Below are 26,660 nucleotides of genomic sequence, written 5' to 3' on the forward strand. Positions count from 1 at the left end.
CCCTGGTTCACCGCTCCATGAATGCGCGCGACATGCTGTCGGCGATTGGCTTGGTCAGGTATCTGAAGAAGGTCCGTTCCTCGGTCTGGACCAAAACCTCCGCCGGCATGCCGGGCGTTGGCGAGAAGCTGTGAACACGTGAGATCTGGTCCGGCGACAGGCTGATCCGGGCGACGTAGACTTCGCGTGCCACGGGACCCGAGGTGTCGGGAAGGGCGTCGGCGGAGACGTAGATCACCTGACCGTCGAGCACCGGCGTGGTGCGCCGGTTGAGCGCGGTGAGCCGCACCGTGGCAAGTTGTCCGACACGCACGTTGTCGATGTCGGTGCGCGAGATCAGCGTCTCGATGACCAGTGGAACATTGGACGGCAGGATCTCGACGATCGGCTTGCCGCTTTCGATGACACCGCCGGAGGTGTGATAGTACATGCGCACGATGGTGCCGGCGACGGGAGCGTTGATCGTCACGCGGTTGAGTACGCTCTTGGCCTGGCGCAGCTGTTCGCGGATGGTATCGAGATCGCCCTCAAGATTCTGCAACTGCTCGAGCGCCGCCTGCTTGTAGGCTTCCTGGGCCTGGGTGATCTGCTGGTCGAGCTTGATGATCTCGGAGCCGATCTCGGAGACTTCGGCGCCGAGGCGACCGATCTGGCCTTCGGCGTCGGCCATGGCGCGCTGGATTGCCTTGATCTCGGTTGCCCGCAGCAGGCCCTTGTCGAGCAGTGACTTCTTGCCGGCATATTCTTCCTTCATCAGGGCGAGCTGCCGCTGCACCGCGTCGTGCTGTTGCTGGTAGCCGTCCGCGCGATAGCGGTAGGCGGCAATGTTCTGCTTCAGCAGGCCGATTTCGCTTTGCAGCTTGCCGCGTGCGGCCGTGAAGTTCAGTTGCTGGCCATCGACGATCGGCTTGATCTCCGGATCGTCGATGTTGTCGGTGACATTCTTGGGAAAGGTGATCTCCGGCGCGCCATTGATCTCGGCATTCAGCCGCGCGGCGATGGCGTCCAGCCGCACCTGGCGCAGGAACAGCTGCCGTTCGTTGGCTTGCGCTGCCGTTTCGTCGAGGCGCACCAGCGGCTGGTCGTAGCGGACACGGTCGCCTTCGCTGACCAGCAATTCCTTGATGATGCCGCCTTCCAGGTGCTGCACGATCTTGTTCTGGCCGGCTGCCACGAACGAGCCCTGGGCGATGATTGCCGCTGCAAGCGGGGCGGTGAAGGCCCAGGTGCCGAAGCCGCCGAAGGTAAGGGCGATGAGCAACAGGCCGACCTTGGTCTGCTTGCCGATCGAGCGCGGTACCTCGGAGTACCATTCGAGATCGTGGACCTTTACGACTGCCGTGTCGCTCATGACATTGCCCCCTTACGGAATCTGATGGCCGAACGATCCGCCTTCGATGCTCAGGCCGCGCTGGGCGAGTGCCTGGAGCACGTCTTGCCGCTGGCCGAACAGGGCGACGGTTCCGTTGACCAGCAGCAGAATCTTGTCGACGCTGTGCAACAGGGCCGGCCGCTGGGTGATGGTGATGACGGTGATCTTGTTTTCCTTGGCGTGCTGGAGCGCGCGGGCAAGGGCTGCGTCGCCGGCGGCGTCGAGGTTGGAGTTCGGCTCGTCCAGCACGACCATGCGCGGGTTGCCGAAGAAGGCACGGGCAAGCGCGATGCGCTGCTTCTGGCCGCCTGAGAGCGGTGCGCCGTCGGCGGCGACGAATGTCTCGTAGCCATGCGGCAGCGTGGCGATCATTTCGTGCACGTCGGCGAGTTGGGCCGCCTGGTAGATCTCCGCGTCCGTGGCGTCATCGCGCATGCGAGCGATGTTGGCCTTGATCGAGGCGGGGAACAGCTGCACGTCCTGCGGCAGGTAGCCGATGTTCTCGCCGAACTGGCGCTGGTCCCAGTTGCGCAGGTCCATCAGGTCGAGACGCACGTTGCCCGAGGTCGGCAGGATCGAGCCGACCAGCATCTTGCCGAGCGTCGTCTTGCCGGCGCCGGAATTGCCGATGACTGCGAGCGAGTCGCCGGGGGCGAGCGCGAAGGTGATGCCGTTGAGCACGACGCGCTTGGTACCCTGCGGCACGAACAGCAGGCGTTCGACATCGAGCCGGCCTTCCGGGCGGGGCAGGTTGAGCCGTTCGAAATTGAGCGGCGAGGACTGCAGCAGGCTGGCGATGCGGCCATAGGCGGCGCGCGACTGCACGACCTGGTTCCAGCCTTCGATGGCGCCTTCGATCGGGCCCAGCGCACGGCTGGCGATGATCGACGCGGCAATGACCATGCCGCCGCTGAGATGGCCGTCGAGCGCGAGATGCGCGCCCCAGCCGAGCATCGCGACTTGGGTCAGCAAGCGGGTTGCCTTCGACGTCGCGGCAAAGGCGATGTTGCGATCCTGCGCGATGACCTGCGCACGCAGCGAGCTTGCGGTGTCCTTGCCCCAGATGCGCACGGCTTCCGGGATCATGGCGAGCGCGTTGATGATCTGCGAGTTCCGCGACATCGAGTCGAGATGCAGGTTGGCCTTGCTCTGGTGCGTATTGGCCTCGCTGAAGGGCGCTGCGGTCGAGCGCTGGTTGATGATGGTGATGACCAGCAGGATCAGCGACGTTGTGACGACGATGAAGCCGAGATGCGGGTGCACGAGGAACACGGCCAGGACGAACAACGGCGCCAGCGGTGCGTCGAGCAAGGTGAGCAGGGTGCCCGAGACGAGGAACGACCGGAGTTGCTGGAGGTCACCAAGCGTCTGGTATTCGCGGCCGTTGCTGTTCAGGGCCGCGCGGGCTGCAGCGCTCAGGATCGGGGCGCCCAACTGGGCCGCGACCTCGACTGCCGTGCGCATCAGGATAAGGCGGCGGATGGCGTCGAAGATGGTCTGCAGGACCACTGCGCCGACGATGACGACCGTCAGCATGACCAGCGTGTCGACGGAGCGGCTGGTCAGCACCCGGTCGGAAATCTGGAACAGGTAGAGCGGTATCGCCAGCACCAGCACGTTGCTGGCCAGCGTGAACAGCATGACGATCAGCAGGTTGCGCTTGACGACCTTCAGGCCGGTCTTGAGCGAGGCCGAGAAATCGATCGGCCCGAGACGCTTGTGGAAGACGCCGCCACCGCCTCCGCCACCACCGCCGCCACCGCTGTCGATATCGCCCCCGTTGGGGCCCTTGGCCTCGGGCAGTCTTTCCTTTGCCTTGATCGGTCCGTTGTCGGCGTCGATCACCTTGCCGACCGGCATCGAGGTGTCTTTCATTTCAGTCTTCGCCGGCTCTTGCGGTTCGCTGACCCGCATCTCGGGACGGGGGGAGGCCGCTGCTGCCGCAGGGGTTGGCGACGGCGCCTCGGCGGACGTGGTCCTGGCCTGGGGCGCATCCTCGCGTTTTGCGGCTGCGATGGGTTCCTCCGGAGTTGCATGCGGGGCTGGTTGGGACCGCATGCTCGGCGCTGCTGCGGCGGGCGCAGACGCTGGGGGGCGTTGAGCCGTAGCGCTCCGCTCCGGAGGTATGATCGAAGGCTCGGCCATCGGCGGCCTTCCTGATGGCTGCTGGGTGCTTGGCGGCGTCGCCTGCGAGGGTGTTGCAGGCGCGGGCGAAGCGACGGGAACGCCAGACGACGGAGAGGTTACCGGTGCAGACGGCTTGTCGCCCGCTTCTTCATGCAGCCGCCCGACGACCTTGTCGATGTAGCTTTCGAGGTGGTCGAGCGCCCGTTCCTGCGAGGCCACGGCAGTCGACAGTCTCGCTTCCGCCGCAGGTTTGCCTGCTGCCGCTACCGGCTTGCTTTCTGCCTGTGCGGGCCTTGCCTCCGAATGCCTCGGCGCCTGCGGGCTGTCCTGGCTGTCGCCGTCGTCCGGCACGTTATGAAAACCACTCCAGCCTTCACGGTCGTCGGTCATCTTGCGCCCCTCTGAAACGGCTCAGCCCAGCATGTGTTGCATGACATCAGCCGATCCGGAATCGGCCGGCTGCGGTGCAATCGGATTGGTATTCGAGGCGTCGCCGGTGTCGTCGGTGCCATCATCGAGAAAAACGACGGCTTCGGTGACGAGTATGTCCGGGTTCTGCGCACCGAGGTCCGGATCGCTCGATACGAGATTTGCCTGGATCAGGATCTCGTCGGAGTAGCTGTCGCCGCCGACATAGATCTTGGACATTCCATCGACGTCGACGATGGTCGCGTCGTTGACCAACTGGTTGCCGCCGGTGGTGATGGTCCATTCGGCGTCGGGATTGGCGACCAGATTGTTCATGGCAAGCGCCACCTGGTCGCTGTCACCGACCACGGTGGTCTGCTTGATGTAATTCAGATTGTAGATGTCGCCAGAGATGTAGAGCACGCGCAGCACGCCGATGCCGGCGAATGCGGCGTCCTGGAGAATGGCGTCGGGCAGCTCCTTGTTGCCGCCCGCGAGGTTGCCCCCCGCCTGGCTGTAGCCATCGGGCAACGCCTCGGCGGTCGCGTTGCCGACGTTGACGATGCTTGCCTGGTTCCAGAGCAGATTGTCACCCGTCGAGACCGAGCCTTCGCCGGTCGTTTGGAAGCCGGAGACCGCGCCGATCACATCGTTGTCGAGCAGCAGGTTGATCTGGTGAATGATGCTCGCGTCGTAGACGTTGCCGCCGATGATGATGAGGTCGTAGTAATTGCCGATCTCGTTGAGGCTAAGCCCGTTGAACGCGGTGTTGTCGCCGGTCGAGACGACCGATTGCACACCTGACGACGAAGCAATGCAGACGTCGTTGTCGGTCACGAACGCATATTGTTCGATCCAGTTCATCATGATGAGGTCGCCCGAAATCTCGGTGACCACATAATAGGCGGGGAACCCTGTGGGGGCCTCGGCAGGTGTTTCGTCGCCGGCGGAGGTGTCGATGTGCTTGAACATCGCGATGTTGAAGCTGAGGTTGTCGCCGCCGCCCGGGTCGAAAGGCCAGCCGCCGACCGCCGAGCCGACGCTGTCGGTGTCACACGTGCCGTTGATCTGGATGATGGCGTTGAGCGAGATATGGTCGCCCATGACGGCCATGACCTCGGCCGATGCCCAATCGTTGACCACGACTGCGTTGTTGATGACGGTGTTGCCGCCGGTGCTGATCTCGACGCTCGGGTTGGCCGTTCCGTCTCCCCAGCCGTCCATGAAATTGCCGGAGTCCGGAGGGGTGTCGGTATCGAGCGGAGCGTCAGGCCCCTTGGCGTCGTCGTCCTGTTCCTTCAGGAAGTTGACGTAATCTTCCATCTTCGGGGCGTCGGCTGCGTCGATCAACTGGCCATTGAAATAGGTGCCCTCGATTGTTTCGGCCTTGACGCAGAAGACGTCGGCGTTGCCGTGGTCGTCGGCCTCGAAGTCGTTGAAGCGGGCTTGCGCGGTGGTGACGAACGTCGCCATTTCCTCGGTCGAGCCCGGAAGCGTCAGGTCGTCGATCGGCGACAGGTCGGCCGCTGCCTGCTGCATGTCGGCCATGGGGCTTTCGTCGACGGGCGGCGCATTGAACTTCAAGCCACTGCCGCCAAAGCCGACATAGTCGTTGTCGGAAAGCCGGATCTCCTGGTTGACGATGGCAGCCAGGTCGCCCGGCGGCACAATCTTTGGCAGGACGATGCCGCCCGAACCAACCGTCGTGCCTTCCGGCAGGTTGGTGTAATTTTGGAGGAACGGTCCATCGGGAACCGGTACGTCGGGAGGGGTGAAGGCGACGTTGGTCCAAACCGTGACTTGCTCGATTTCGGGCCTGACGCCGACATACTTCACGCTCGGGTCGAAGTCTTCCAGGGAGTGGGAGGCGTCGACCTTGAGGGCGGCGGTCTGGTGCTCCGGCAATTGCTCGTCGGCCTGCTGCTTGGCCCTGAATTCGTCGTAGGCCTGCTTGAGGCGGGCCTCCTCACTCGCCGTGTCGAACAGGCCAATGAAGTGAGCGATCGTCTCGGTAATTCTGTCGAAATACGCGGCATACATCGTAGTGCCTCCGCCCGAATTTCAGGCACGGTGAGGCGCAAATGTGCTCCACCGGCCAAGATGGACTGCGCGGGGGTTACCCGCGCAGTCCGGCTCACTGGTTCCGCAAGCGCGGAGCCTTATGCCGATGGCTAGAGCGTGCTGTGGTCGTTGGCGTCTTCGCCGGTCAGGGTCTCGTGGAAGTTGCCGCCCACTACGGTCATGTCGACCGTATTGCCTTGCAGGTTGGCACCCATCACGATCTGCTGGTTGAAGGCGCTGGTGTCGATGATCGCATCGGCGCTGGCTTCACTTGAGCCAGTGACATAGCCGTCATCGCCATTGCTCGAGCCCCAGGTGCCGCCAGCGCCACCGGCGCCGCCAGCTCCACCCCATGCATCGCCAGCAGTGCCGCCGCCGCCGGCGCCGCCGGACCAGGCGCCGCCGCCAGTTGCGTTGCCGCCGGTGCCGTCAGCCCAGGCGCCGCTCAGCGCGTTGCCGCCGTCGCCATCGCCATAGGCCCAGGTGCCGCCGCTCGTGCTGGCGCCGCCGGTCGCTGCGCCTGCCGTAGCGGAACCACCGGTTCCTGCGCCGCCGCCGCCGCCGCCGCCGCCAGAGCCCGTGCCATCGCCGTCGCCGTCGCCGTAGCCAACGCCTGCGCCGAGGCCGAAGCCGAGAGCGTCGCCGGTATCGCCATTTGCGTCGCCGGCATTTGCCTTGGCATCGCCGCTGTCGGCATCTGCGTTACCGGAGTCGGCGTCGCCGCCGCGCCCGCTGTCGGCATTGGCGTCGCCGCCGTCGCCCTTGGCGTCGCCGCCTTCACCGAAGTTCAGCACGGGGATGATCGGCACGAACGCATCGATGCCGTCGCCGCCGTCGCCCTTGGCGTCGCCCGCTTCGTTGTCGTCGATGTCGCCACCGCTGCCGGCGTCTGCCTTGCCGGAATCGGCATCGGCGTCGCCGCTGTCGGCCTTGGCATTGCCGCCATCGCCCTTGGCATCGCCCGATTCAGCTCCGCCTGCGCCGAGGCCGAGACCTGCGCCGAGACCGAGACCGAGGCCGAGGCCGAGGCCTGTGCCGCCGTCGCCGCCCCTGCCGCCGTCGCCCTTGCCGCCGTCAGCGTCGGTGTCGGCGCTGCCGCCCTTGCTGTCGCCGCCTTCGGCCTTGGTGTCGCCCTTGGAGTCGCCACCCAAAGCTGCGCTCAGCGCCAGGCCGCCTTCGCCCTTGCCGCCGTCGGCTTCGCCGCCCTTGGCATCGCCGCTGTTGCCGCCGTCGGCGCTGCCGCCGTCGGCCTTGCCACCGCTCGCGCCGCCGCCGCCTGCGTCGATGCCGTCACCGGCAGAGGCATGGCCGCCCTTGTTGTCGAACTCCTGCTTGAAGTCGCCGTCGTTCTTGACGGTGGCTTCTTCAAGCTTGTCGTTGTCGACCATGTCGGCAGTCTGGTTGATGAGGAAGGCGTTGCTGTTGGCGCCCATCGAGCCGTTCAGGATGTCCTTGAAGTTGATGTCGTCGCCTGGATCGTAAGTGACGTCGCCGTCCTTGCTGAACAGCACATCACCCTTGATGTCGCCGCCGCCGGTGTCGATGTCGGCAAAGTCGTTGTCTTCCTTGTAGTCGCCGAGACGGCCTTCGAGGTCGACATCAACGTCGACGTCGACGTCGACCTTGGTCTCCGTCTTGTTCTCGTTGACATTCTCGTTCTTGGATTCGTTCTTGTTTTCGTTTTCGTTTTCGTTCTTGGATTCGTTCTCGTTCTTATTCTCTGACTCGTTCTCGTTCTTGTTTTCGGACTCGTTCTTGTTTTCGTTTTCGTTCTTGGATTCGTTCTCGTTCTTATTCTCGGACTCGTTCTTATTCTCGTTTTCGTTTTCGTTCTTGTTTTCGTTCTCGCTGTCGCCGCCCAGTTCGATTTCGTTGCCGACGAACTGCAGGCCAAACGCATTAAGATTGTTGCTGTTACGATCAGACATCGTCTTGTCCTCGGTTGGGACCGCGATTACCGGACCGTTCTCATCTTTCACACGGTCTTGGGGTCACGCGGACTACGGGTTGATTTACGAATGCACTGATTTTCGAGAATGAAGGGGTCTGAAGGCTGAAGGGGACTGAGCAGCCGGAGGCCCCGAAGCTGTCTGGATGGCTGAAAACCTCCCTTTTTTGGCTTGGGCGGAGGCTGGGATTCTCACAATTTCGTGATTGTCGGGCGTTTACATAAGGCCCTGGTCACGAGCAATCGGAGTTCCGGAAGCGCCACACCCTTGTTGGCTGAACCGGCAAAGGGTGCGACCATGACCGTGAAATTGGTAGCTGACAGTTCGCGCTAGGCTGTTCGGCTAAGCGGCTCAAGAACTTGCGGCGATGATCTAGATACTGCCGCCGGAATTTCGGCCCGAATTACTAGATGCTTGCCGTATATGTACAATTGCCAGTCATTCGCAGGTAGAGCGCCGTGGTTCCGGCTGCTTGTACCCGCGAAAAATCTGCCGGGTCGAATGCTTTGAGAGAAGTTCCGGCCGGGCTAGAGGCTAGATCACGCGGATGCCCGACAATCCGGACGGACTACACAAATGCGCCCGATAGCTCATCTTGCTTATACCGAACCGTTAACAGGAGGTGTATGATCAACCAATAATGTTCCCCATCAGGCGGCACGTGGGGAAAATCGCGCATAGTTGCGAACATTGGGCGGGAGATCTCATGTATCGGGTGGCAATTCCCAGCGCGCGCCGCGCTAACGGAGCTGGTGGCTCCGTGCAGAAAACCTGCAAGACATTGCTGATTGTCGCTCCGGCGGACTTCGTGTCGGAGTGCCTGGTCTTTGCTATTGAACGCGAGTTTCCGTCGATTGCCGTCGAACAGGTGGCGACCTTGGCGGAGGCCTGCGTTTCCTTCGAGTGCCCGGTATCGCTGATACTGCTCGATGCCGGTCAATTACCTGACGTGGCGGGCCACTCGGAACGCATCTCGCACCTGCACCCGGCAGCGCAGATCATGCTGATCCAGGAGGACGGGCGGCATGAGGTTTCGATCCGCGACGTGGTGACAGCCCGCAACGTGCGCGGCGTCCTGCCGATGAACCTGAAGCTCGACGTCTGGCTTTCGGTGGTTCGCCTGGTGTTGCGGGGCGGCGAATACTTTCCGCTCTCCTTGTTCGAGCCGATCATCGAACGGCGAACGACAGTCGCGACCACGTTCAACGAGGTGGTGGTGCCCAAGGCCGTGGTCCAGGCGGACGGCGACACCGACGACTTCGACGAACTGACGGATCGCGAGTTGCAGATCCTGGGCATGGTCGCGCGCGGCCTGCAGAACAAGCTCATTGCGGCGGCTCTCGGGCTATCCGAGCACACCGTCAAGATTCATCTGCACAACATCATCACCAAGCTCGGCGCGCACAACCGCACCGAAGCGGCCGCCATCTTTCACGGGCGTAGGGGGGAGACGATCGGCGAACGTGACATCGGTGCAGGTGCGATCCAGGCGCAGCTGCCGTTGGGGGTGTGAGCGCGCGAAATGCCGCGATTCCAGGATGTCCTGCTTACCGTTGGCCAGCTCAACTATACCTGGACCAACACCGAGAGCCTGCTCATCTATCTGATCGCCGGCCTTGCCAAGGTCGACAAGGAAACGGCGATCATCATCTTCCTGACGCTGAATACGACGCGCGCGCGGCTCGACCTCGTCGAGCGGCTGGCCAAGATGGCCAAGACGCCGTTGCCCTGCCGCGAGGCGGTGCTGGCCGTGTCGGAGCAACTGACCCACCAGGGCAAGCTGCGCAACAAATATAGCCATTGTATCTATTCGTTCGACGAGACCGGAACGCGGGCCAGCACCCAGCTGATGCGCATTTTCGACAGCAAGGATTCCGTCCGCTACGGCAAGAACGAAGAGCTGGACGACAACGAGATGCACCGCATCTCCGCCTCGATCGAAGCGATCCGCGACATCAACCGGCAGATATGGAAGATCGTCGAGGACAATGCGTTTCCGCATTGAACGCTGCGCCAAGGCTCGCTGGGCGCGGCGCTGCGGGCCGGCGCATCATACGCCGATGCGGGACCACCTGCCGGTTTCGAACTGCGACTGACGAGCAAAGTAGCGATAGGGCGTGCTCTTCCAGTTCCTGACCGAGCCAGTGAGATTATCCAGGATGAGATCGCCCTTGTCGGTGCGCACGGTCAGCACCGTATGTCCGGCGCCGCGATAGTGGGCAACGGTCAGCAGTAAGGTCGATGCCGGCCAGCCCCGCTTGCGCAATTCGCTCTTCTTGAGGATGGCAATGTCCTCGCAATCGCCCACCGTCGTGGGCAGTCGCCAGTTGTCCGAACCGCTGGCGGTCACTGCGTCATTGCGCTGGCTTATGCGTCGGTTGACCGAGGCGTTGACCTGCTTGAGGTCGTTCATGCGTTCGTCCGTCAAAGCCATTACCGCGGTCTTGCCCGCGGTGCTGCATAGCCCAGGCTGGCGGGCGCAGAAGGTGTTTGCCGCCGGCGGCGCAAAGGCATAACCGACGGTCGTCATGCTTGATCCGGGAGTGGTTGACTGGCTGCAGCCAGCAGCGATCAAGGCGATCGCAAAGAGCGCCACGAGTTTTTGCACGTGCTGTCCCCTCTCTCAATGGGTGACCAGCAAACAGCATATTAGAGCTAGATAAATCAACCCCAACGGGAGGACTTTGCACCGTTTTCAAAAGGATGTATGATTAAAAAAGTGTTTCCGATGGTCGGAACATTTGATCATAGCGCCAGTTTGGGGACGGGCGCATTTTTTCCCTCAGGAGGAAGAAATGACGACGTACCCAACCTGCGTACGCGGGATCCATTCGATTCTGTTGGTCTCTTCGGCACTTGTGGCCGTCAGCTTCATCACCCCCGCATCGGCACAAAGCAACATCCGGCCGGTCATGTCGGCTGCACAGTGCCAACCCCTTACCCAAGGCAACTATGAGATGTGCTGCATTGCGCTGAACCGCGGCAGCATCATGTCGGACGACCAGCTGGCGCAATGCCCGCCGCTGACGACGTCGCTGGTCTCGGCCGTACTGGCCGGCAGCGAGAACGATGGCAATGACGGCGGAACTGGCAGCGACGGTGACAGCGGCGGCGACGGCGATGATGGCGACGACGGCGATGACGGCGACGATGGCGATGACGGCGATGACGGCGACGACGGCGACGACGGCGACGGCGGCGACGGCGGCGGCGGCGGTGGCGGCGGTGGCGGCGGCGGTGGCGGTGGCGGCGGTGGCGGCGGCGGTGGCGGCGGCGGCGGCGGTGGCGGCGGCGGTGGCGGCGGCGGTGGCGGCGGCGGTGGCGGCGGCGGCGGTGGCGGCGGCGGCGGCGGCGGTGGCGGTGGCGGCGGCGGTGGCGGCGGCGGTGGCGGCGGCGGTGGTGCCGGCGGCGGCAGCTGATCGATCACGCGCCTGATCACTTGATGAGCTCAGTAAGCCGGGCGGCATTGCCGCCCGGCTTTTTGTTGGTCAGTTCTGCATGCAGGCTGGGACTTGTTGCCGCTTCGGCACTACTTGGAAACGGCCGAGTAGCGGTCGTCGGACAGGGTCATGCCCATCACAAGACCTTTGACCCTGGCATTCACCGCCACCTTTCGCACTTCCTGGAACATGAAGATGAAAGGCGAAACGCGGCTGTGCACTTTCTGGATCGCCTCATACATGCCCTTGCGCGTCGTCGTGTCCTGTTCGCGCACGGCCGCCATGGCCTCGGGTGAAAGGGCTCCCGCGTTCCAGCCGAAACGGTCGGTGATGCCTTCCGAGCCGTCGGGCGCATCCTGCTTGTTGACCGCGAAGGCCTTGGCGTTGGAATGCGGGTCGGGATAGTCCGGCCCCCACAGGCCAAGCCAGATGTCGAGGTCGTGATTGCGGTAGCGGTCGAGCCATTCGCGGCCACCGACAATCTGCAGGTTGAGCTTCACACCGGCCTTGGCCATGCTGGCCTGGATGGCCTTGGCGAATTCGGTGTAGGGCAGGGTGTCCCACACCACCATGTCGAGCGAAAACTCGCCGCTGACGCCGCCCTCGGCCAGCAGTTCCCTGGCCTTGGCGACATCGAAACTGAAAGGCCTGTAGTCGATCGCGCCGAGAAAACCTTTCGGTACCAGCGTCTGATGCACCTCCATCATGCCGCGCGAGACGGTGTCGACCATGCCTTGGTAGTCGATCATGTATTTCATCGCCTCGACCACCTTGGGATTGGCGAGATACTGGTTCCGGACGTTCAGGCCCATGTAATAGATGTTGCCGGAGCGGCCGTTGACGACGGCAAGCTTAGGGTTGTTGGCGATGGTGTCGAAATCGTCGGGTCCGAGGCGGTTGGCGATGTCGATTTCGCCGGCCTCGAGCAATTGCCGCTGGACCGCACTCTCGGCGACATGACGGATCAGGATGCTGTCGACTTTTGGTGCCGTGCCCCAGTAGTTGTCGTTGCGCTTGAGCAGGATCGACTGCCTGGGTTGCCACTTGCTGAGCGCGAACGGGCCGGAACCGGCTGAATTGTCGGCCTTCAGCCAGCCATTGCCGAAGTCGCCGTCGACTTCGTTCGCCTTGACGATCTTGCTGTCGACGATGCCGCCGATATAGGACGACAGGCAATAGAACAGGAAGCTCGGCGCGTAGGTGTCGGCGATCTCGATAATCAGGGTCTGGTCGTCGAGGGCCTTGATGCGGTCATCGACATTCTCCGGCGAGAAACCGAACTGGCCGATGATGAAGGCCGAGCGCGACTTCAGATGGACGACCCGGCGCAGCGAATATTCGGCGTCCCATGCAGTGACGGGATTGCCCGAAGCAAAGCGCGCCGCAGGGTTCATCTTGAAGGTGAAGGTGCGGCCGTCGGGCGAAATGGTCCAGCTCTCGGCGAGCACGCCGATGATCCTGGTGGGGTCGTTGACATCGAAACTGACCAGCGACTGGTAGATCTGGGTGCTGGCAAGCACGCCGCCGACCTCGCCCACCTCGTTGGGGTCAAGTGTCATGACGTCGTCGATGGCGTCGGCGACAATGAGCGTATTCGCGGGCGTTTCGGCAAAAGCGATGGACACGGCAAGAGCCGCGCCGAACATCGCTCCGGCCATGGCCTTCAGAAAACGCATACCAGTCCCCTCATGAGCCTTTGCTCGGCCCAAACTATCGGCTCGGCGGCGTTGGTGAGAAAATCGTCTTAAAGGGCCGATTTGTGAAGTGGTTATATTCTTTATTCTGCATGTGAACATCGAATTCGGCGCTTGGAATGAAATTCCAATGCATGGCTGTTTGGCCGCATCCCATTCCGGACTTGCAGGAAATTTAGGTCGAGAATGCCGTGTGCGGGTCGGGTTGTTGGATTACAAATGTGGTCAACGCCTGTTTTTAGAATCTTTTTCCGGGGAGTAATCCGATGCGTTTTTCTCTGTTTGCCGCTGTCATTACTGCTGGCCTGGCCTTCGCCACCGGCGCGCAGGCTGAACGCCTGACTGACCAGCCGCTGGTTGATGCAGCCTGGCTGAAGTCCAACCTCGGCAACAAGAGCCTCGTCGTGATCGACGTGCGCGACGCAGCCAAGGACGGCGCCAACCCCTATGCCAAGGGCCATGTTCCCGGTGCGGTCAGCGCTCCTTATTCGACAGCCGGCTGGCGCGCCGAAGTGAACGGTGTTCCCGGCATGCTGCCGCCGCTCGACACGATTACCAAGACCATTGGCGACCTCGGCGTCAGCAATGACAGCCACGTCGTCATCGTGCCGAATGGCACCGACTCCTCCGAATTCGGCGGCGCCACCCGCGTCTACTGGACCTTCAAGGTGCTGGGCCACGACGCCGTGTCGATCCTCGACGGCGGGGCACGCGCCTGGGAAGCCGCAGGCGGCGAAGTTTCGGCCGAAGCGGCCAAGCCCGCGGCGGCCACCTTCAAGGGCGAGCTCAAGCAGGAGCTTCTCGCCACCACCGCCGATGTCGAGAAGGCTCGTGCCGACGGCATCAAGCTGATCGACGGCCGCCCGGCCGCGCAGTTCAGGGGCGAGGCCAAGAGCCCGGTCGTCCGCGCCGCCGGCACCATTCCCGGCTCGAAGAACCTCGAAAACAGCAAGCTTTATGACGCCGACAAGGCTACGTTCGCTTCGAAGGAAACCGTCGGCAACCTTTCCCAGTCCGTGGGCCTCGGCAAGGACGAGCAGAACATCGCCTTCTGCAACACCGGCCACTGGGCTTCTGTCGTGTGGTTCGGCCTGAGCGAGATCGAGGGCAACAAGAACACCAAGATGTATGACGGCTCGATGGCCGAATGGGCTGCCGATCCGGCCCGCCCGGTGCAGCCCGGTTCCTGATCTCGCGCAAGGCAGATCCGAGTTACAAGATGTCCGGGAGCGATCCTGGACATCTTTCGTTGAACGGGTCATTCCACATCAATTGAAGTTCACGACAGAATTGAAATGATACAGATCAATCTCGCAACTCCGGCGCCGTCGGTGCCCGTCAGTCTCGACAAGGGGCCGGTCATCTTCGTCGGGCTGGCCTTGGTGCTTGGCGCACTTGCCATCGGCGAGGCGATCAGCATGCGCCAGGCGCTGCTGTTTCTCATCGGCGGCCTGCTCGGGCTGACCCTTTACCACGCCTCATTCGGCTTCACCGGCGGCTGGCGGCGTTTCGTCGTCGAGCGGCGCGGCAATGCCATCCGCGCGCAGATGCTGATGATCGCGGCGGCGTCGGTCGTGTTCATCCCGCTTCTGGCGCTTGGCAATGCCAACGGCCAGGTACTGGTCGGCGCCTTTGCACCGGTCGGCGTGTCGGTGCTGGTGGGGGCTGCGATGTTTGGGCTCGGCATGCAGCTCGGCGGCGGCTGCGGCTCGGGCACACTGTTCACCGTCGGTGGCGGCAGTTCGCGCATGCTGGTGACGCTTGTGTTCTTCATCGTCGGCGCGGTCATCGGTACGGCTCATCTGCCGTGGTGGCTGGAGCTGCCGGCGCTGCCGGAAATCAGCCTCGGCAGGACGCTCGGCGTGCCTGGCGGGGTGATCGTCACGCTGCTCGGCCTTGGCGCTGTTGCCGTGCTGACCGTGCTGGTGGAACGGCGCGCGCATGGCGGGCTCGAAAAGTCCAAGCCGGCACCCCGTCACGGCGTGGCGCGGCTGTTGCACGGCCCGTGGCCGCTGGTTGCTGCCGGGCTCGGGCTCGCCGGTCTCAACATTGCGACGCTGCTGACCGCAGGCCATCCCTGGTCGGTGACCTTCGGCTTCGGCCTGTGGGGCGCCAAGGCAGCACAGGCTGTCGGCGTGCCGGTCGAGACCTGGGCGTTCTGGAGCTGGCCCGGACCGGCCAAGGCGCTTGGTTCCAGCGTGCTCGCCGACGTCACCTCGGTGATGAATTTCGGCATCATCCTGGGGGCAGCGCTCGCGGCCGGCCTTGCCGGCAAGTTCGCGCCCAAGGTGCATGTGCCCTTCGCCTCGTTCCTGGCGGCAGCCATCGGCGGCGTGCTGATGGGCTACGGTGCGCGGCTGTCCTTCGGCTGCAATGTCGGTGCGCTGTTCTCGGGCATCGCCTCGGGCAGCGTCCATGGCTGGCTGTGGTTCGCCTCGGCCTTCGTCGGCAGTCTTGGCGGTGTCGCGCTGCGTCCGCTCTTCGGTCTCGATGGGTTCAAGAAATGAGCGCGCGCAACACTCTCCTGTTCGGCACCGCCTTCCTCGCCGCCACGTCGGCGGTCGCGGTCGACCACTACCGCTTTGCCGCGCCGAGGCCGGCTCCGGCCGCGAGTGCGCCGGCGACGCCTTGCGCTGCCGGCAACCCATGCGCTGCAGGCTCGCCCTGTGCGGCGAGTTCGCCTTGCGCTGCAGCTTCGCCCTGTTCGGCCGCTTCGCCCTGCGCTGCAGCGGCTCCCTGTGCGGCGGCGTCTCCGTGTGCAGCCGCCGCCCCTTGCGCGGCCGCGTCCCCGTGTGCGGCAGCATCTCCGTGCGCTGCAGCCGCACCCTGTTCCGCTGCCTCGCCATGCTCGGCGGCTCCTGCTCCGGCGGCAGCTTCGCCCTGCGCCGCAGCGCCGGCAGCCTCGCCCTGTGCTGCCGCGCCGGCTGCATCACCATGCGCTGCCGCTCCCGCAGCCTCGCCTTGCGCGGCCCAGCCGCAATAGGCCAAGCTGCGGCCTGGAGGCCGACGATGGACGAGACAAGATCAGAGGCGGCGCGGCAGGCGCTGTTCTGCGAACAGGTACTGGCCAAGTCGGGCAGCAACGTGCTGCTCGAGACGCTGCGCGAAGCCAAGTCGGTTGCGGCGTGGGAGCACTTCCCCCCGGGTGACGTCTTCGATCCGGAGACTGGCGCGCAGTGGTACTATCACAGCCATCCGCCGCAGGAAGGGCTGGCCGAGCACGGCCACTTCCATTGCTTCGTCCGGCCCGATGGCGCGAACGGGCCAATCCACCATCTCGTTGCAGTCGGCGTCGATGCCTATGGCAAGCTGGTGAGGCTGTTCACGGTCAACCAGTGGGTCGTTGGCGACAACTGGCTGGAAGCCGAAGGCACGGTGGCGCTCCTGCCGCGCTTCGACCTGCATTTCGCCAGGCCGTGCTATCTGGTCAATCGCTGGCTGGCAGTCGTGCTGGCGCTCTATGCGGATGAGATCAAGATACTGATCCGCGATCGCGACAAGGTTCTGGCCGGACACCGGCCCGAAAATGGCGCTCCAGCGCGCGAGGACCGCGCGCTGGAGGTGACGTCCGAACTTGGCGTCGACCTTCGCCAGAAGGCCGCCGGCCTCGGCGTCTGATCACCGCAGGATGATCTCGATCGCCTGGTCGACCACCGGGTGCAGGCCGCTGGCATAAAACGACAGGCGGTTGCCGGAGCCGACATTGCTGGTCATGGCAATCGTCAGGCGCGAAACCGGATCGTGCTCCATCACCGTGACATATCCCGGGATGCTGCCCTGGTGGCCGAGCACCAGGCGCCCGGCATATTCGCTGGCAATGAGCCCGGCGCCGGTCTCGCGCAGGCGGGTGCCGGGGTAGCTGACCCTGGAGCGGCTGTCCTTCATCGCGGCGAGCAGCGGCGCCGGTAGCAGCCGGCCCTCCAGCAAGCCGTTCATGAAGCCGACGAGATCGCTCGGCGTCGAAACCATGTCGCCGCAGCCATAGGCGCCGGAGAACGGGAACGAATCCGAGGAATCCTGCAACTCGTCGGAGTAGGGCAGCACGCCGTCCATGCGCCACATCTCGCCGCCTTCGGCCAATGCCGAGCTGGCGTCGGCGGCAGGTTTCGGGCGGTGGTAATAGCCCCGCACCATGCGTGTTTCCGGGAAGCCTTCGGTTGCCGGTGACCAGGTATCCTTGAGCCCGAGCGGGTCGAGCACCTTGCGGCGGACATATTCGCCGAGCGAAAGACCCGACGCGGCCTCGATCAGCATGCCGGCCAGCACATAGCCGGTGTTGTTGTAGACGGCGGCCCCGCCTGAGGTGGTCTGGCCGCCGACCTTGAAGGCGAGATCGACGAGCTGGGCCGGCGTCCAGACCAGGCTCGGGTCCATCGGGATGTCGTACTCGAACTCCGGCAGGCCGCCGCGGTGGTTGACCAGCTGGAGCACCGTCACTTCGCCGGAGCGCGGCAGATCGGGAAACCATCCGGCGATGGGAGCGTCGAGTTCGGCCTTGCCTTCTTCGACCAGCTTCATCAGCGCCGCGGCAACAAAGGTCTTGGTGCAGCTGCCGATCTTGAACAGCCGGTCGCGCGTAACCGGAATGTCGTTTGGCCGATCCGCAAGTCCCGCAGTGACGGCGATGGTCTCGCCGTCGCCAAGCGAGAAGGCAAGCGAGGCACCCACCGCGCCATTGGCGCGATAGGTTGCGAGCAGATTGTTCAATTGTTCGAGCATGACGATCTGCTCTCCTCGGCTATTTGACGGCTTACTCGGTGATGTCGACGGTGGCGAAATTCTGCCGGCCGAACGGATCCAGCACGTAGTTGATGACGCTCTTGCGCACCGGGATCGAAACGACCGAGTGGCCAATCGGCGCGAGCGGCACCTCGGCCTTCAGGATCGCCTGCGCCTGCTTATAGATGTCGGCGCGCTTCGCCGGATCGGCGGTGACGCGTCCTTGCTGAAGCAGCTTCTCGAAATCCTGGTTGCACCAGCGCGAGCGGTTCGAGCCGCCGGCCACGCCGTCGCAGGACAGCAGGTAGCTCAGCATGTTGTCGGGGTCGCCATTGTCGCTGCTGCCGCCGATCAGCAGGGCGTCATGCTCGCCCTTGGCCGTGCGAGCGAGATACTCGCCCCACTCGAAGGTGACGATCTCCGTCTTGACGCCGACTGCTGCCCAGTCGGCCTGGATCATCTCGGCCATGCGTCGCGCATTCGGGTTGTAGGGGCGCGAAACCGGCATGGCCCAGAGCTTGACCGACAGGTCGGCTTCATGGCCGGCTTCCTTCAGCAGCGCCTTGGCACCTTCCGGATCGTAGTCGATGCCGGCATCCTTGACTGCGCCGATCTGTGCGGGCGGAACCACGCTGCCGGCGACGGAGCCGGCGCCCTGGTAGACCGACTCGATGATCGCTTTGCGGTTGACGGCCTTGGCGAGTGCCGTGCGCACGCGCACGTCGCCGAGCGGCTGGTGTTCGACATTGAAGCCGACAACGCCGATGTTCTGGCCCTCAAGATTGTGGACGGTGATGTTGGGATCACCTTTGAGCGCTGCTGCGGCGGCTGCCGGCGGAGGGGCCGCAACCTGGCATTCATTGGCCTTGATGCGCTCGACGCGGATCGTCGGTTCGGGCGTGATGGCGAAGACCAGCGTGTCGATCTTCGGCGCGCCGTTCCAGTAGTCCTTGTTGGCGGCGTAGCGGATCTGGGCATCCTGCTGGTAGGCCTGCAACATGAAGGGACCGGTGCCGACGGGCATCTGGTCGATCAGTCCGGGCGTTCCCGCCGCGACCATCTTTTCGGTCTGCTCGGCTGACAGGATTGACAGATAGTCGAGCGCTATGCCGGGCAGGAAAGTGACGTTCGGTGCGTTCAGCGTGAAGCGTACGGTGTAGTCGTCGATCTTTTCGATCTTTTCGATCATCGAGCCGAGGCCGAGCGCGTTGAAGTACTCGTAAGCCGCGTTAGCCAGCTTGTGGTAGGGATTGTCGGCATCGCGCTGGCGATCGAACGTGTAGAGCACGTCGTCGGCGTTGAACTCGCGCGTCGGCGTGAAGGTCTCGTTTGCGTGGAACTTCACGCCGTGCCGGAGGTGGAAGGTATAGACCTTGCCATCTTCGGAAACGTCCCATTTCTCGGCAAGCCCGGGACCGACTTCGGTGCTGCCCGGCTTGAACTCGACCAGACGGTTGAAGATCGTCTTGGCCGCAGCGTCCATGGTCGAGTCGGCGGTGCCGATCATCGGGTTGAAGGTCTCGGGGCTCGCTTCCGAACAGTAGACCAGCGTCTTGGCATAGGCCTGGCCGCTGAGAAGGATTGTCGAGGCGACGAGCGCCGTACGCAGAATACCCAAGGATTTCATCGCAAAGCTTCCTGCTTTCCTGTTGACGTAACCGCGCGGCGGGTCTCCTCCCCGCGCCAACCGATTTGCGGAATGGTCGTGTCGAGCCTCAGCGCGTTTCCGCAGCGCGCGAGGTGTCCAAGAATCGTTCCGGCGACAGCGCGGCGTGGCTGACGCCGAGATCGGCCAGGTCGGCGGGAATGGGATCGCCGCGCATCAGCGCCGAGGAAAGTCGGGCCAGCGTCAACGACACCTGGAAGCCGTAGCCGCCCTGGCCGGCGAGCCAGAAGAAGCCGGGCAGGCGCGGATCGAAGCCGGCGACCGGACTGCGGTCGGGCGAGAAGGTGCGCAGGCCGGCCCATGGCGTCTGCGGGCGGCCGACGGCAAGGCCGGTCGCTTCCTCGATGTTGTAGGCGGCGGTGGCGACGTCGATGTCCTCGGGATAGGCATCGCAGGGCTCGCTGTCGGTCTCGTCGGCGAGTGATCCGATCAGGCGCCCGGCGTCGGGCTTGAAATAGAAGCGCTCGTGCAGGTCGACCACCAGCGGCCAGTTGCGTGGATCAATGCCCTCTGGGGCGTCGAACAGGAAGGCCGTGCGGCGCTTGGGCTTGAAGCCGAGGCCGGAAAGCCCGGCGCGTTCGGCGATGACGTCCACCCAGGCGCCGGCGGCATTGACGACGATGTCGGCGTCGTGGACGCCTGAACTGGTGGTAACCCGGAAGCGCTCGGGCCCGCGCGAGATCTCCAGTACTTCGGCTCCGCTGATGACGGTGCCGCCGGCGGCCTTGAGCAGGGATGCCTGTGTCTGGACCATCTTGCCGGTGTCGATGTCCTTGGCGTCGGGTTCATGGACGCCGCCGCAGGTCCTGTCCGGTGCGATGGCCGGTACGAGCGCACTCACCTCGGCGGCGGACAGGCGGCGGACGCTCGGTACCAGTGCCTTCTGCTCTTCGGCCATGCGGTCGATGGCATCGGCGTCGTCGGGGCCGCCGAAATGCAAGGCGCCGCGCGTGTGCTCGACAAAGCCGCCGTCGATGATCGCCTGCCGGCTCGCCACCGACAGCGCGCGCACCAGGGCATTGCCATAGGTCTCGGAAAACAGCGCCGCCGAACGCCCGCTGGCGTGGTAGCCAAGCTGGCTTTCGCGCTCGATCACTGTCACCTCCGCCCATTGCTGGACGCTGGCTGCGAGCGAGAGGCCGGCAATGCCTCCGCCGATGACGATCACTTTCTGGGGACGGGAATTTTCGTGCATAGCTATCCGTAAAATCATTTTCGTATGCGGTCAATATTTAGCGCATAGGAAAAATTTTGGCGAATCTTGCGATGCCGGAGGAGTTCGATTAGCTACTGAGGACGGGTGATGGAGATAGCCATGTCGGAACAGCCGAATCTCGGCGACTGCCTGCGAAGCCTCAGGAAGCAGCATGGATGGACGCTGCAGGATGTCAGCCACCTGACCGGCGTGGCAGTGTCGACGCTGTCGAAGGTCGAAAACGACCAGATGTCGCTGACCTACGATAAGCTGCTGCAGGTGTGCGGCGGGCTCGGCATCCACGTCACCGAACTGCTCAGCGGCGACAGCAAGCAGCCTTCGGCACGCACCCGCCGTTCGGTCGCCTCACCAGTGAATACGCTGCGCCAACTGACGCGCAACTACGACTATTTTTACCTCGCCACCGACCTGGTGAAGAAGCGCATGGTGCCGATCCTCGCCCACGCCAGGGCGCGGACGCTCGAGGAGTTCGGCCCGCTGACCAGGCATGCCGGCGAGGAGTTCCTGATCGTGCTGAAAGGCGAGATCGAACTCCATACCGATCAATATGCGCCGGTGCGGCTGAAGGCGGGCGAAAGCGTCTATATCGACTCGACCATGGGCCACGCCTATCTCTCGATAGGCGAGGGCGATGCCGAGATGCTGTGCGTCTGCTCGGGCGAGGAGCCCGACATGGAAAAGACGCTGTTCAGCCTCAACGACAACGAGGCACGGTAACGGCTTAAGCCACCCGGCGACCTTCGCGCCAGACGGTGCGGACGACGGGCACATGCTCGTCGACACGTACGCGCACGAGGTCGCCGCGGCGGCCGGCTTCGATGACGCCGCGGTCGGTGAGGCCGACGGCGTCCGCCGGATTCTTCGACACCATCGCCATCGCCTGCGGCAGCGAGATGCCGTCGACGACCTCGCCGAGGAAGAACGCCGACTGGATCAGGCTGAAGGGGATGTAGTCCGACGATAGGATGTCGAGCAGGCCGTGTTCAGCAAGGGCGCGGGCCGAGACATTGCCCGAATGCGAGGCGCCGCGCATGACGTTGGGCGCACCCATGAGCACGCCGAGGCCGGCGCCCTTGGAGGCATTGGCGGCTTCGAGCGTGGTCGGGAATTCGGCGACGCGAATGCCTTGTGCGATCGCCTCGTCGACATGGGCCGTGGTCGCATCGTCATGGCTCGCCAACACGATGCCGCGGGCGTGGCACGCGGCCGATATGACGTCGCGGTTCGGCCTGGAATTGCGGGCGGATTCGCCCATGCGCTTGTCGCAGAAGGCCTTGAACTCGACGTCGTTGAGCTTCAGCTTGCGTTGGTAGTAGTAGGCATAGGTCTCGAAGTCGACGAACTGGCGCTGCCCAGGGGCATGGTCCATCAGCGAGGCCAGCTTGACGCGGTCGTCGCCATCGAAGACGGCGAAACCCTCCTGGCAATCGCCGGCCGAAACTTCGCACCGCAAGTGGATGAAGTGGTCGGCGCGGACACGGTCGGCGCGGACGCTGTCCTCGATGGCGTTGGCAAGCAGCCGCATGTCGGCTGCGGTCAAGTCGGCATCCTCGTCCATGCCGACGCGAAGCGCGTCGAAGACGGTGGTGATGCCGGCGGAGGCCACCTGCGCGTCATGTGCCAGCACGGCGGCGATCGGGTTCCAGCGTACCCGCGGGCGCGGGGCGTAGTGGCCTTCGAGATGGTCGGTGTGGAGCTCGACGAGACCGGGGATGACGAAGTCCCCGGCCATGTCCTCGCCGATGGCGCTGGGGCCGGTGGAGATTTCGGCGATCTTGCCGTCGCGCACGACGATGGAGCCGTCGACCACCTCGTCGGCAAGCACGATGCGGGCGTTTTTCAGAACAAGGTCGGTCATCTCAGGCGGTCTTTCTTTCAGCTTGCTTGCCCAGCGCATGGTAGGAGCGGACCTCGAACGGCGCGCCCGACGTGGGCTCGACGAACAGCGCCAGCCCATCGACCGGCACCGGCTTGTCGAGCACGTTGCCCAGGCATTGCTCGATGGCAGTGCGCACGCGCGCCACTTCCTCGGTGGCGACGCGGCCGGCCAGCGTCATGTGGAAACGGAACGTGTCGAAGACGTAAGGATAGCCCCACCGGCTGAGGTGGCGGCACTCCTGCGGCGACAGCGCTTCGGGGTTGCGGCGGGCGATCTCGGCATCGCTCAGCGGTGCGCGGAACGGCTCGAAGGCCCTGACGACATCGCCGGCCAAGCTGTCGAGTTCAGGCAGCGGTTCAGCCGGGACCAGCGCGAAGAAGCCGTCGATCTGGGCGAGTTTCAGGCGAGGGATGGCGAAGGGCGTCGCCTCGCTTGCGAAGGTGGCAACCGCATCGATCAGCGAGGCCTCGGAAGCGGCGTCGGCGAGGCGGAACGGCGCCTTGAGCGTGGCGTGAAAGCCGTAGCGCCGCGCCGCGGCGGCATGGAACGCGACCTCGGCCGCCGACAATTCGCCAAAGGCCTTGGCGGGGGTCACGTGACCGCCGAACGCGTCGCGCCCGAGCCAGCCGGCCGCGATGCGGCACAGCGGATCATCGTGCTCTGGCGTGAAATAGACGGCGTAGCGCATGGCGCGGTTCCTTAGGCGTTCGCCCGATAGATGATTTGCGTGACAGTTTGACGAAGTAGTGGCCGACTTTCTTGGCTTTGCAAGGGCCGGCCGCAAAAGTTCAGTGACTGGACTTGCCTCCGATCAGGCGGTGGCGCAACGCGGTCGAGATGTTGTCGAAGATGAACACCACGATCAGGATCAGCAGCACCATGTAGGCGACGTTCTCCCAGTCGGAATTGGTGCGCATCGCTTCCCACAGCTTGAGGCCGATGCCGCCGGCGCCGACCGCACCGATGATGGTGGCGGAGCGGGTGTTCGATTCCCAGAAGTAGAGCGACTGGCTGATCAGCACCGGCAGCACTTGCGGCACCACGCCGTAGCGCTGGACCGAGGCCGGCGAGGCGCCGACCGAGCGCATGCCCTCGCGCTGCTTGTCGTCGATGTTTTCCAGCGCCTCGGAATAGAGCTTGCCGAAGGTGCCGGTGTCGGTGACGAAGATCGCCGAGATGCCGGCGATGGGGCCGGGGCCGAAGGCGCGGGTGAAGAACAGTGCCCAGATCAGCATGTCGACCGAGCGCAGGAAGTCGAAGAAGCGCTTGGCAACCTGGTTGACGAGGCGGTTGCGCGTGATGTTGCGCGCCGCAAGGAAAGCCAGCGGGAAGGCAAGCAGGCTGGCAAACAGCGTGCCGACGAAGGCCATGACGATGGTCTGCAGCATCTTGGTCCAGACGTCGCCATGCTGCCATTCGGAATTGTTGACGATATTGTCCCAGGCAAGGGCGGCGTTCGAAACGCCCGGATCGAGGCGTTCGCCGGAGACGATCAGCGAGAACACCTCGCTCGTCGACTTGCCCCAGAACGGCGAGTTGGCGTCGAAGACGAAGTTCTCCCAGCCCAGGAAGCGGTGGCGGATCTTGACGTCGTCGGCGTCGATCTGGGCGCTGCCGGCAAAGCCGAAGTCGACAGTGATCTTTTCGCCGGGCGCCTTTTGCGTCGCCCAGGACGGCAGGGCACCGGCAACGGTGATGCTCTTTTCCGGCACGATGGCGATGTCGAGCGTTTCATCGCCACGCGACACGAGCACGCTGGTCGGCGTGATCTCGATACGGTCGCGGCCGTCGATCTCGACCGTGACGAGGCTGGCAGCTGCCTTGTTGGCCGCAGGCGCGGCTGCGGTCGCCGCCGGCGGGTCGAAGCTCAGCCACTCGGGATGCCGATCGGCGCGATAGGAGGCAAAGCGCGGATAGCTGATGTCGAGACGGTCATCCCTGAAGTCGATCTGCGGGCGCACCTCGTAGGACACCCAATCGGCGAGATAGGTGCCGGCGATGCCCCAGTTGCCGCCGGCGATTACCGCACCGACGGAGAAGAACCACCAGGCGAAACCGAGATAGGCAACGAGGCCGGCGCCTATTGCCCAGCCGGACAGGCTCTTGCGCCACGAGCCGGTGAAGACGTCGGGGTGACGGTCGGCGACCGACTGCATATCGGACATGGAAAGGCTGGTCATGATCTTATTCCCCGCGACCGAAGGCCTGCTCGCCGACCAGCCTCTTGCGCAGCCAGGCGGAAAGCTGGTCGACGGCGACGATGGTGCAGAACAGGAGGAGGATGATGGCGATGGTCTTGGCTTCGTGGGTCCGGCTGATCGACAGGCGCAGCGCCTCGCCGATGCCGCCGCCTCCAACCGCGCCGATGATGGTCGAAGCGCGCACGTTGATCTCGAGCCGTAGCAAGGCGTAGCTCAGGAAATTGGGCATGACCTGCGGAACGATGCCGAACCAGACGCGCTCGGGCCAGTTGCCGCCGACGGCGCGCAGGCCTTCGTCGGCCTTCATGTCGGCGTTCTCGACAACCTCGAAGAACAGCTTGCCGAGCGCGCCGATGGTGTGCAGCGAAACGGCGATGATCGCGGGTATCGCGCCCATCGACAGGATGGCGAGGAAAAAGCCGGCAATGACGATTTCGGGAAAGGCGCGCAGGATCTCGAGGAAGCGGCGGACGAAGAAGCGCAGCCAGCGTTGCGTCACCAGGTTTGAAGCGGCGAGGAAACAGAGCAGGAAGCCGAAGGCGAAGCCGATCAGTGTCGAGACCAGCGCGATGTTGATCGTCTCGAGCATCTTGTAGACGTATTCGGGCAGGTAGAACGAACCGAAGATGTACATCCGGCCATCGGGGTAGTCGAACTTCAGGCTGCCGTCGTCGTAGGGCGAGGGCAGGTCGAACAAGGCGCGCCAAACCTCGAAGCCGTCGCGCGGGATCATCTGGTCGACGAAGTCGAAGAAATGCGGCAGCCGGTCGAAGAACTTGCCGGCATTGCTCTCGTTGGCGAACCAGAGCGAACCGGACAAGGCGATGAACAGGAAGATCAATCCGCCGGCGGTGTACAGGCGGCGGCGGCCAGCGAGTTCGCGCCAGTGGCGCTCGACCGCGAGGCCGGCTTCCGAGAGTGGCATGGTCATGAAAAGTTCCGTCCGATCCCGGATCAAAGAAAGACGCGCCGCGGGCAAGCCGCGACGCGTCGATGTCGGCTGCGGGCTTAGCTGCCGATCTGCGCCTTACGGGCGTCGATGACCGGCTGGTAGAAGTCCGGGGTGACTTCGGTGTAGCCCTTGAAGTCGCCGCCCTGGATGGCCGAGAAGCAGGCCGGGTCGGTTTCCGGCAGCTTGACCATGTAATCCTTGAACTTGGTCTTGGTGTCGGCGTCGAGCGAACTGCGAACGACGATCGGGCCGTTCGGGATCAGCGGCGACTTCCAGACTTCGACCAGGTCGTCCATGTCGAGGATGCCCTTGTCGACCATCTTCTTGAGATTGCCCGAGGTGTAGCCGTCCTTGAATTCGCCGACGCCCGAGCCGAAGGTCGTGCCGGCGTCGAAGGTGCCCTTGAGCACTTCGAGGACGAGGTTTTCATGGCCGCCGCCGAAGCCGGTCTCGGCAACGAAGTCCTTGACGGCAACGCCACCGAGGTCCTTCGGCAGGGCGGTGACGGGGATCAGGTAGCCCGAGGTCGAGTCCGGATCGGCGAAGCCGAGCTTCTTGCCCTTGAGGTCCTCGAGCTTGGTGATGCCGGAATCCTTCTTGGCGACCATGATGGTGTAGTAGCCGGTGGCGCCGTCGGTCTGGACGGTGGTCAGGATAGGCTCGACCGCTTCCTTGTTCTCGAGATAGATCTTGGCGTAGCCCGAAGCGCCGAGTTCGGCGTAGTCGAGCGTGCCGCCGAGCAGGCCCTGGATGGTGCCGTCGTAGTCGGCAGCCGGGAACAGCGATACCTTCTCGACGCCGAGGACGGCCGGCAGCTGGTCGACGAGGCACTGGAAGTTGCGCAGGCGGTCGGCTTCATTTTCGCCGCCGATCACGCCGATGCGGAATTCCTTGAGGTCTGCGGCATGGGCCTGGCCGATCGCCAGGACGGCGAGCGAAACGGCACCCAGAAGTGCTTTCTTGAACATGGCATGTC

22 protein-coding genes are annotated in these 26,660 nt (G+C 64.1%); 7 read left to right on the top strand and 15 right to left on the bottom strand.

Annotated features, from left to right (window positions below; translation table 11 throughout):
- Positions 1–7: 7 nt before the first annotated feature.
- From CO731_RS11305 to CO731_RS28720, 4 genes are all read right to left on the bottom strand, one after another.
- A complete protein-coding gene (locus CO731_RS11305; RefSeq protein ID WP_108607183.1) occupies positions 8–1,351 on the bottom strand; it encodes an HlyD family type I secretion periplasmic adaptor subunit in 1,344 nt (447 codons plus the stop codon).
- A gap of 12 nt (positions 1,352–1,363) precedes the next feature.
- A complete protein-coding gene (locus CO731_RS11310) occupies positions 1,364–3,889 on the bottom strand; it encodes a type I secretion system permease/ATPase (RefSeq protein ID WP_245439732.1) in 2,526 nt (841 codons plus the stop codon).
- 21 nt (positions 3,890–3,910) lie between these two features.
- On the bottom strand, positions 3,911–5,947 hold the full coding sequence (locus CO731_RS11315) for a type I secretion protein (RefSeq protein WP_108607184.1): 2,037 nt from the start codon (positions 5,945–5,947) through the stop codon (positions 3,911–3,913).
- Between the two features lie 131 nt (positions 5,948–6,078).
- On the bottom strand, positions 6,079–7,896 hold the full coding sequence (locus CO731_RS28720) for a hypothetical protein (RefSeq protein ID WP_159091619.1): 1,818 nt from the start codon (positions 7,894–7,896) through the stop codon (positions 6,079–6,081).
- A gap of 727 nt (positions 7,897–8,623) precedes the next feature.
- Between CO731_RS28720 and CO731_RS11330 the strand changes: the two genes are divergently transcribed.
- Complete coding sequence (locus CO731_RS11330) at positions 8,624–9,430, top strand: response regulator transcription factor (protein WP_108607185.1); 807 nt, start codon at positions 8,624–8,626, stop codon at positions 9,428–9,430.
- A gap of 9 nt (positions 9,431–9,439) precedes the next feature.
- Positions 9,440–9,922, top strand: coding sequence for a hypothetical protein (locus CO731_RS11335; protein ID WP_108607186.1), 483 nt, complete (start codon positions 9,440–9,442; stop codon positions 9,920–9,922).
- A gap of 45 nt (positions 9,923–9,967) precedes the next feature.
- On the opposite strand, the gene CO731_RS11340 is transcribed toward CO731_RS11335, so the two are convergent.
- Positions 9,968–10,525 carry a transglutaminase-like cysteine peptidase gene (locus CO731_RS11340; protein WP_245439734.1) on the bottom strand — a complete coding sequence of 186 codons (558 nt, stop codon included), beginning with the start codon at positions 10,523–10,525 and terminating at the stop codon, positions 9,968–9,970.
- Positions 10,526–10,712: 187 nt separating this feature from the next.
- Between CO731_RS11340 and CO731_RS29045 the strand changes: the two genes are divergently transcribed.
- Entirely contained in the window at positions 10,713–11,336 is a 624-nt protein-coding gene (locus tag CO731_RS29045) for a hypothetical protein (protein WP_199914588.1), read from the top strand.
- Between the two features lie 110 nt (positions 11,337–11,446).
- Here CO731_RS29045 and CO731_RS11350 read toward each other — a convergent pair whose 3' ends face one another.
- Positions 11,447–13,033 (bottom strand): ABC transporter substrate-binding protein, encoded by a 1,587-nt coding sequence (locus tag CO731_RS11350; protein WP_108607189.1) that lies wholly within the window; start codon positions 13,031–13,033, stop codon positions 11,447–11,449.
- Positions 13,034–13,317: 284 nt separating this feature from the next.
- Between CO731_RS11350 and CO731_RS11355 the strand changes: the two genes are divergently transcribed.
- Together CO731_RS11355 and CO731_RS11360 are read left to right on the top strand one after the other, a co-directional pair.
- Complete coding sequence (locus CO731_RS11355) at positions 13,318–14,241, top strand: sulfurtransferase (RefSeq protein ID WP_108607190.1); 924 nt, start codon at positions 13,318–13,320, stop codon at positions 14,239–14,241.
- 105 nt (positions 14,242–14,346) lie between these two features.
- Positions 14,347–15,558: a YeeE/YedE family protein gene (locus CO731_RS11360; RefSeq protein WP_108607191.1), complete on the top strand. Its 1,212-nt coding sequence runs from the start codon at positions 14,347–14,349 to the stop codon at positions 15,556–15,558.
- Between the two features lie 67 nt (positions 15,559–15,625).
- Here the strand turns inward: CO731_RS11360 and CO731_RS28725 are convergent, their stop codons facing one another.
- Positions 15,626–16,039 (bottom strand): hypothetical protein, encoded by a 414-nt coding sequence (locus CO731_RS28725; protein WP_159091620.1) that lies wholly within the window; start codon positions 16,037–16,039, stop codon positions 15,626–15,628.
- 21 nt (positions 16,040–16,060) lie between these two features.
- On the opposite strand from CO731_RS28725, the gene CO731_RS11365 reads away from it, so the two are divergent.
- Complete coding sequence (locus tag CO731_RS11365; protein WP_108609773.1) at positions 16,061–16,669, top strand: hypothetical protein; 609 nt, start codon at positions 16,061–16,063, stop codon at positions 16,667–16,669.
- On the opposite strand, the gene CO731_RS11370 is transcribed toward CO731_RS11365, so the two are convergent.
- From CO731_RS11370 to CO731_RS11380, 3 genes are all read right to left on the bottom strand, one after another.
- The gene (locus CO731_RS11370) at positions 16,670–17,770 is read right to left on the bottom strand and encodes a serine hydrolase domain-containing protein (RefSeq protein ID WP_108607192.1); all 1,101 of its coding nucleotides are present in this window, start codon (positions 17,768–17,770) and stop codon (positions 16,670–16,672) included.
- 31 nt (positions 17,771–17,801) lie between these two features.
- Positions 17,802–19,397 carry an ABC transporter substrate-binding protein gene (locus tag CO731_RS11375; protein WP_108607193.1) on the bottom strand — a complete coding sequence of 532 codons (1,596 nt, stop codon included), beginning with the start codon at positions 19,395–19,397 and terminating at the stop codon, positions 17,802–17,804.
- A gap of 88 nt (positions 19,398–19,485) precedes the next feature.
- Positions 19,486–20,631 (bottom strand): FAD-binding oxidoreductase, encoded by a 1,146-nt coding sequence (locus tag CO731_RS11380; protein WP_108607194.1) that lies wholly within the window; start codon positions 20,629–20,631, stop codon positions 19,486–19,488.
- Positions 20,632–20,751: 120 nt separating this feature from the next.
- On the opposite strand from CO731_RS11380, the gene CO731_RS11385 reads away from it, so the two are divergent.
- Positions 20,752–21,369, top strand: a complete 618-nt coding sequence (locus CO731_RS11385) for an XRE family transcriptional regulator (protein WP_108609774.1) — start codon at positions 20,752–20,754, stop codon at positions 21,367–21,369.
- Positions 21,370–21,373: 4 nt separating this feature from the next.
- On the opposite strand, the gene CO731_RS11390 is transcribed toward CO731_RS11385, so the two are convergent.
- From CO731_RS11390 to phnD, 5 genes are all read right to left on the bottom strand, one after another.
- Entirely contained in the window at positions 21,374–22,510 is a 1,137-nt protein-coding gene (locus CO731_RS11390) for an alpha-D-ribose 1-methylphosphonate 5-triphosphate diphosphatase (RefSeq protein WP_108607195.1), read from the bottom strand.
- Between the two features lies 1 nt (position 22,511).
- Entirely contained in the window at positions 22,512–23,219 is a 708-nt protein-coding gene (locus CO731_RS11395) for a DUF1045 domain-containing protein (protein WP_108607196.1), read from the bottom strand.
- 100 nt (positions 23,220–23,319) lie between these two features.
- Positions 23,320–24,711, bottom strand: a complete 1,392-nt coding sequence (gene phnE / locus CO731_RS11400) for a phosphonate ABC transporter, permease protein PhnE (RefSeq protein ID WP_108607197.1) — start codon at positions 24,709–24,711, stop codon at positions 23,320–23,322.
- A 4-nt stretch (positions 24,712–24,715) separates the two neighbouring features.
- A complete protein-coding gene (gene phnE, locus CO731_RS11405; protein WP_108607198.1) occupies positions 24,716–25,663 on the bottom strand; it encodes a phosphonate ABC transporter, permease protein PhnE in 948 nt (315 codons plus the stop codon).
- Between the two features lie 77 nt (positions 25,664–25,740).
- Positions 25,741–26,652, bottom strand: coding sequence for a phosphonate ABC transporter substrate-binding protein (gene phnD / locus CO731_RS11410; protein ID WP_108607199.1), 912 nt, complete (start codon positions 26,650–26,652; stop codon positions 25,741–25,743).
- Between the last annotated feature and the right edge of the window lie 8 nt (positions 26,653–26,660).

The organism is Aminobacter sp. MSH1 (assembly GCF_003071665.1).
GTDB classification, from domain to species: domain Bacteria; phylum Pseudomonadota; class Alphaproteobacteria; order Rhizobiales; family Rhizobiaceae; genus Aminobacter; species Aminobacter niigataensis.

Coding starts and splice junctions, on each gene's coding strand:
- CO731_RS11305 (WP_108607183.1), bottom strand. CDS start 1,351: ATGAGCGACACGGCAGTCGTAAAGGTCCACGATCTCGAATGGTACTCC.
- CO731_RS11310 (WP_245439732.1), bottom strand. CDS start 3,889: ATGACCGACGACCGTGAAGGCTGGAGTGGTTTTCATAACGTGCCGGAC.
- CO731_RS11315 (WP_108607184.1), bottom strand. CDS start 5,947: ATGTATGCCGCGTATTTCGACAGAATTACCGAGACGATCGCTCACTTC.
- CO731_RS28720 (WP_159091619.1), bottom strand. CDS start 7,896: ATGTCTGATCGTAACAGCAACAATCTTAATGCGTTTGGCCTGCAGTTC.
- CO731_RS11330 (WP_108607185.1), top strand. CDS start 8,624: ATGTATCGGGTGGCAATTCCCAGCGCGCGCCGCGCTAACGGAGCTGGT.
- CO731_RS11335 (WP_108607186.1), top strand. CDS start 9,440: ATGCCGCGATTCCAGGATGTCCTGCTTACCGTTGGCCAGCTCAACTAT.
- CO731_RS29045 (WP_199914588.1), top strand. CDS start 10,713: ATGACGACGTACCCAACCTGCGTACGCGGGATCCATTCGATTCTGTTG.
- CO731_RS11350 (WP_108607189.1), bottom strand. CDS start 13,033: ATGCGTTTTCTGAAGGCCATGGCCGGAGCGATGTTCGGCGCGGCTCTT.
- CO731_RS11355 (WP_108607190.1), top strand. CDS start 13,318: ATGCGTTTTTCTCTGTTTGCCGCTGTCATTACTGCTGGCCTGGCCTTC.
- CO731_RS11360 (WP_108607191.1), top strand. CDS start 14,347: ATGATACAGATCAATCTCGCAACTCCGGCGCCGTCGGTGCCCGTCAGT.
- CO731_RS11365 (WP_108609773.1), top strand. CDS start 16,061: ATGGACGAGACAAGATCAGAGGCGGCGCGGCAGGCGCTGTTCTGCGAA.
- CO731_RS11370 (WP_108607192.1), bottom strand. CDS start 17,770: ATGCTCGAACAATTGAACAATCTGCTCGCAACCTATCGCGCCAATGGC.
- CO731_RS11375 (WP_108607193.1), bottom strand. CDS start 19,397: ATGAAATCCTTGGGTATTCTGCGTACGGCGCTCGTCGCCTCGACAATC.
- CO731_RS11380 (WP_108607194.1), bottom strand. CDS start 20,631: ATGCACGAAAATTCCCGTCCCCAGAAAGTGATCGTCATCGGCGGAGGC.
- CO731_RS11385 (WP_108609774.1), top strand. CDS start 20,752: ATGTCGGAACAGCCGAATCTCGGCGACTGCCTGCGAAGCCTCAGGAAG.
- CO731_RS11390 (WP_108607195.1), bottom strand. CDS start 22,510: ATGACCGACCTTGTTCTGAAAAACGCCCGCATCGTGCTTGCCGACGAG.
- CO731_RS11395 (WP_108607196.1), bottom strand. CDS start 23,219: ATGCGCTACGCCGTCTATTTCACGCCAGAGCACGATGATCCGCTGTGC.
- phnE (WP_108607197.1), bottom strand. CDS start 24,711: ATGACCAGCCTTTCCATGTCCGATATGCAGTCGGTCGCCGACCGTCAC.
- phnE (WP_108607198.1), bottom strand. CDS start 25,663: ATGACCATGCCACTCTCGGAAGCCGGCCTCGCGGTCGAGCGCCACTGG.
- phnD (WP_108607199.1), bottom strand. CDS start 26,652: ATGTTCAAGAAAGCACTTCTGGGTGCCGTTTCGCTCGCCGTCCTGGCG.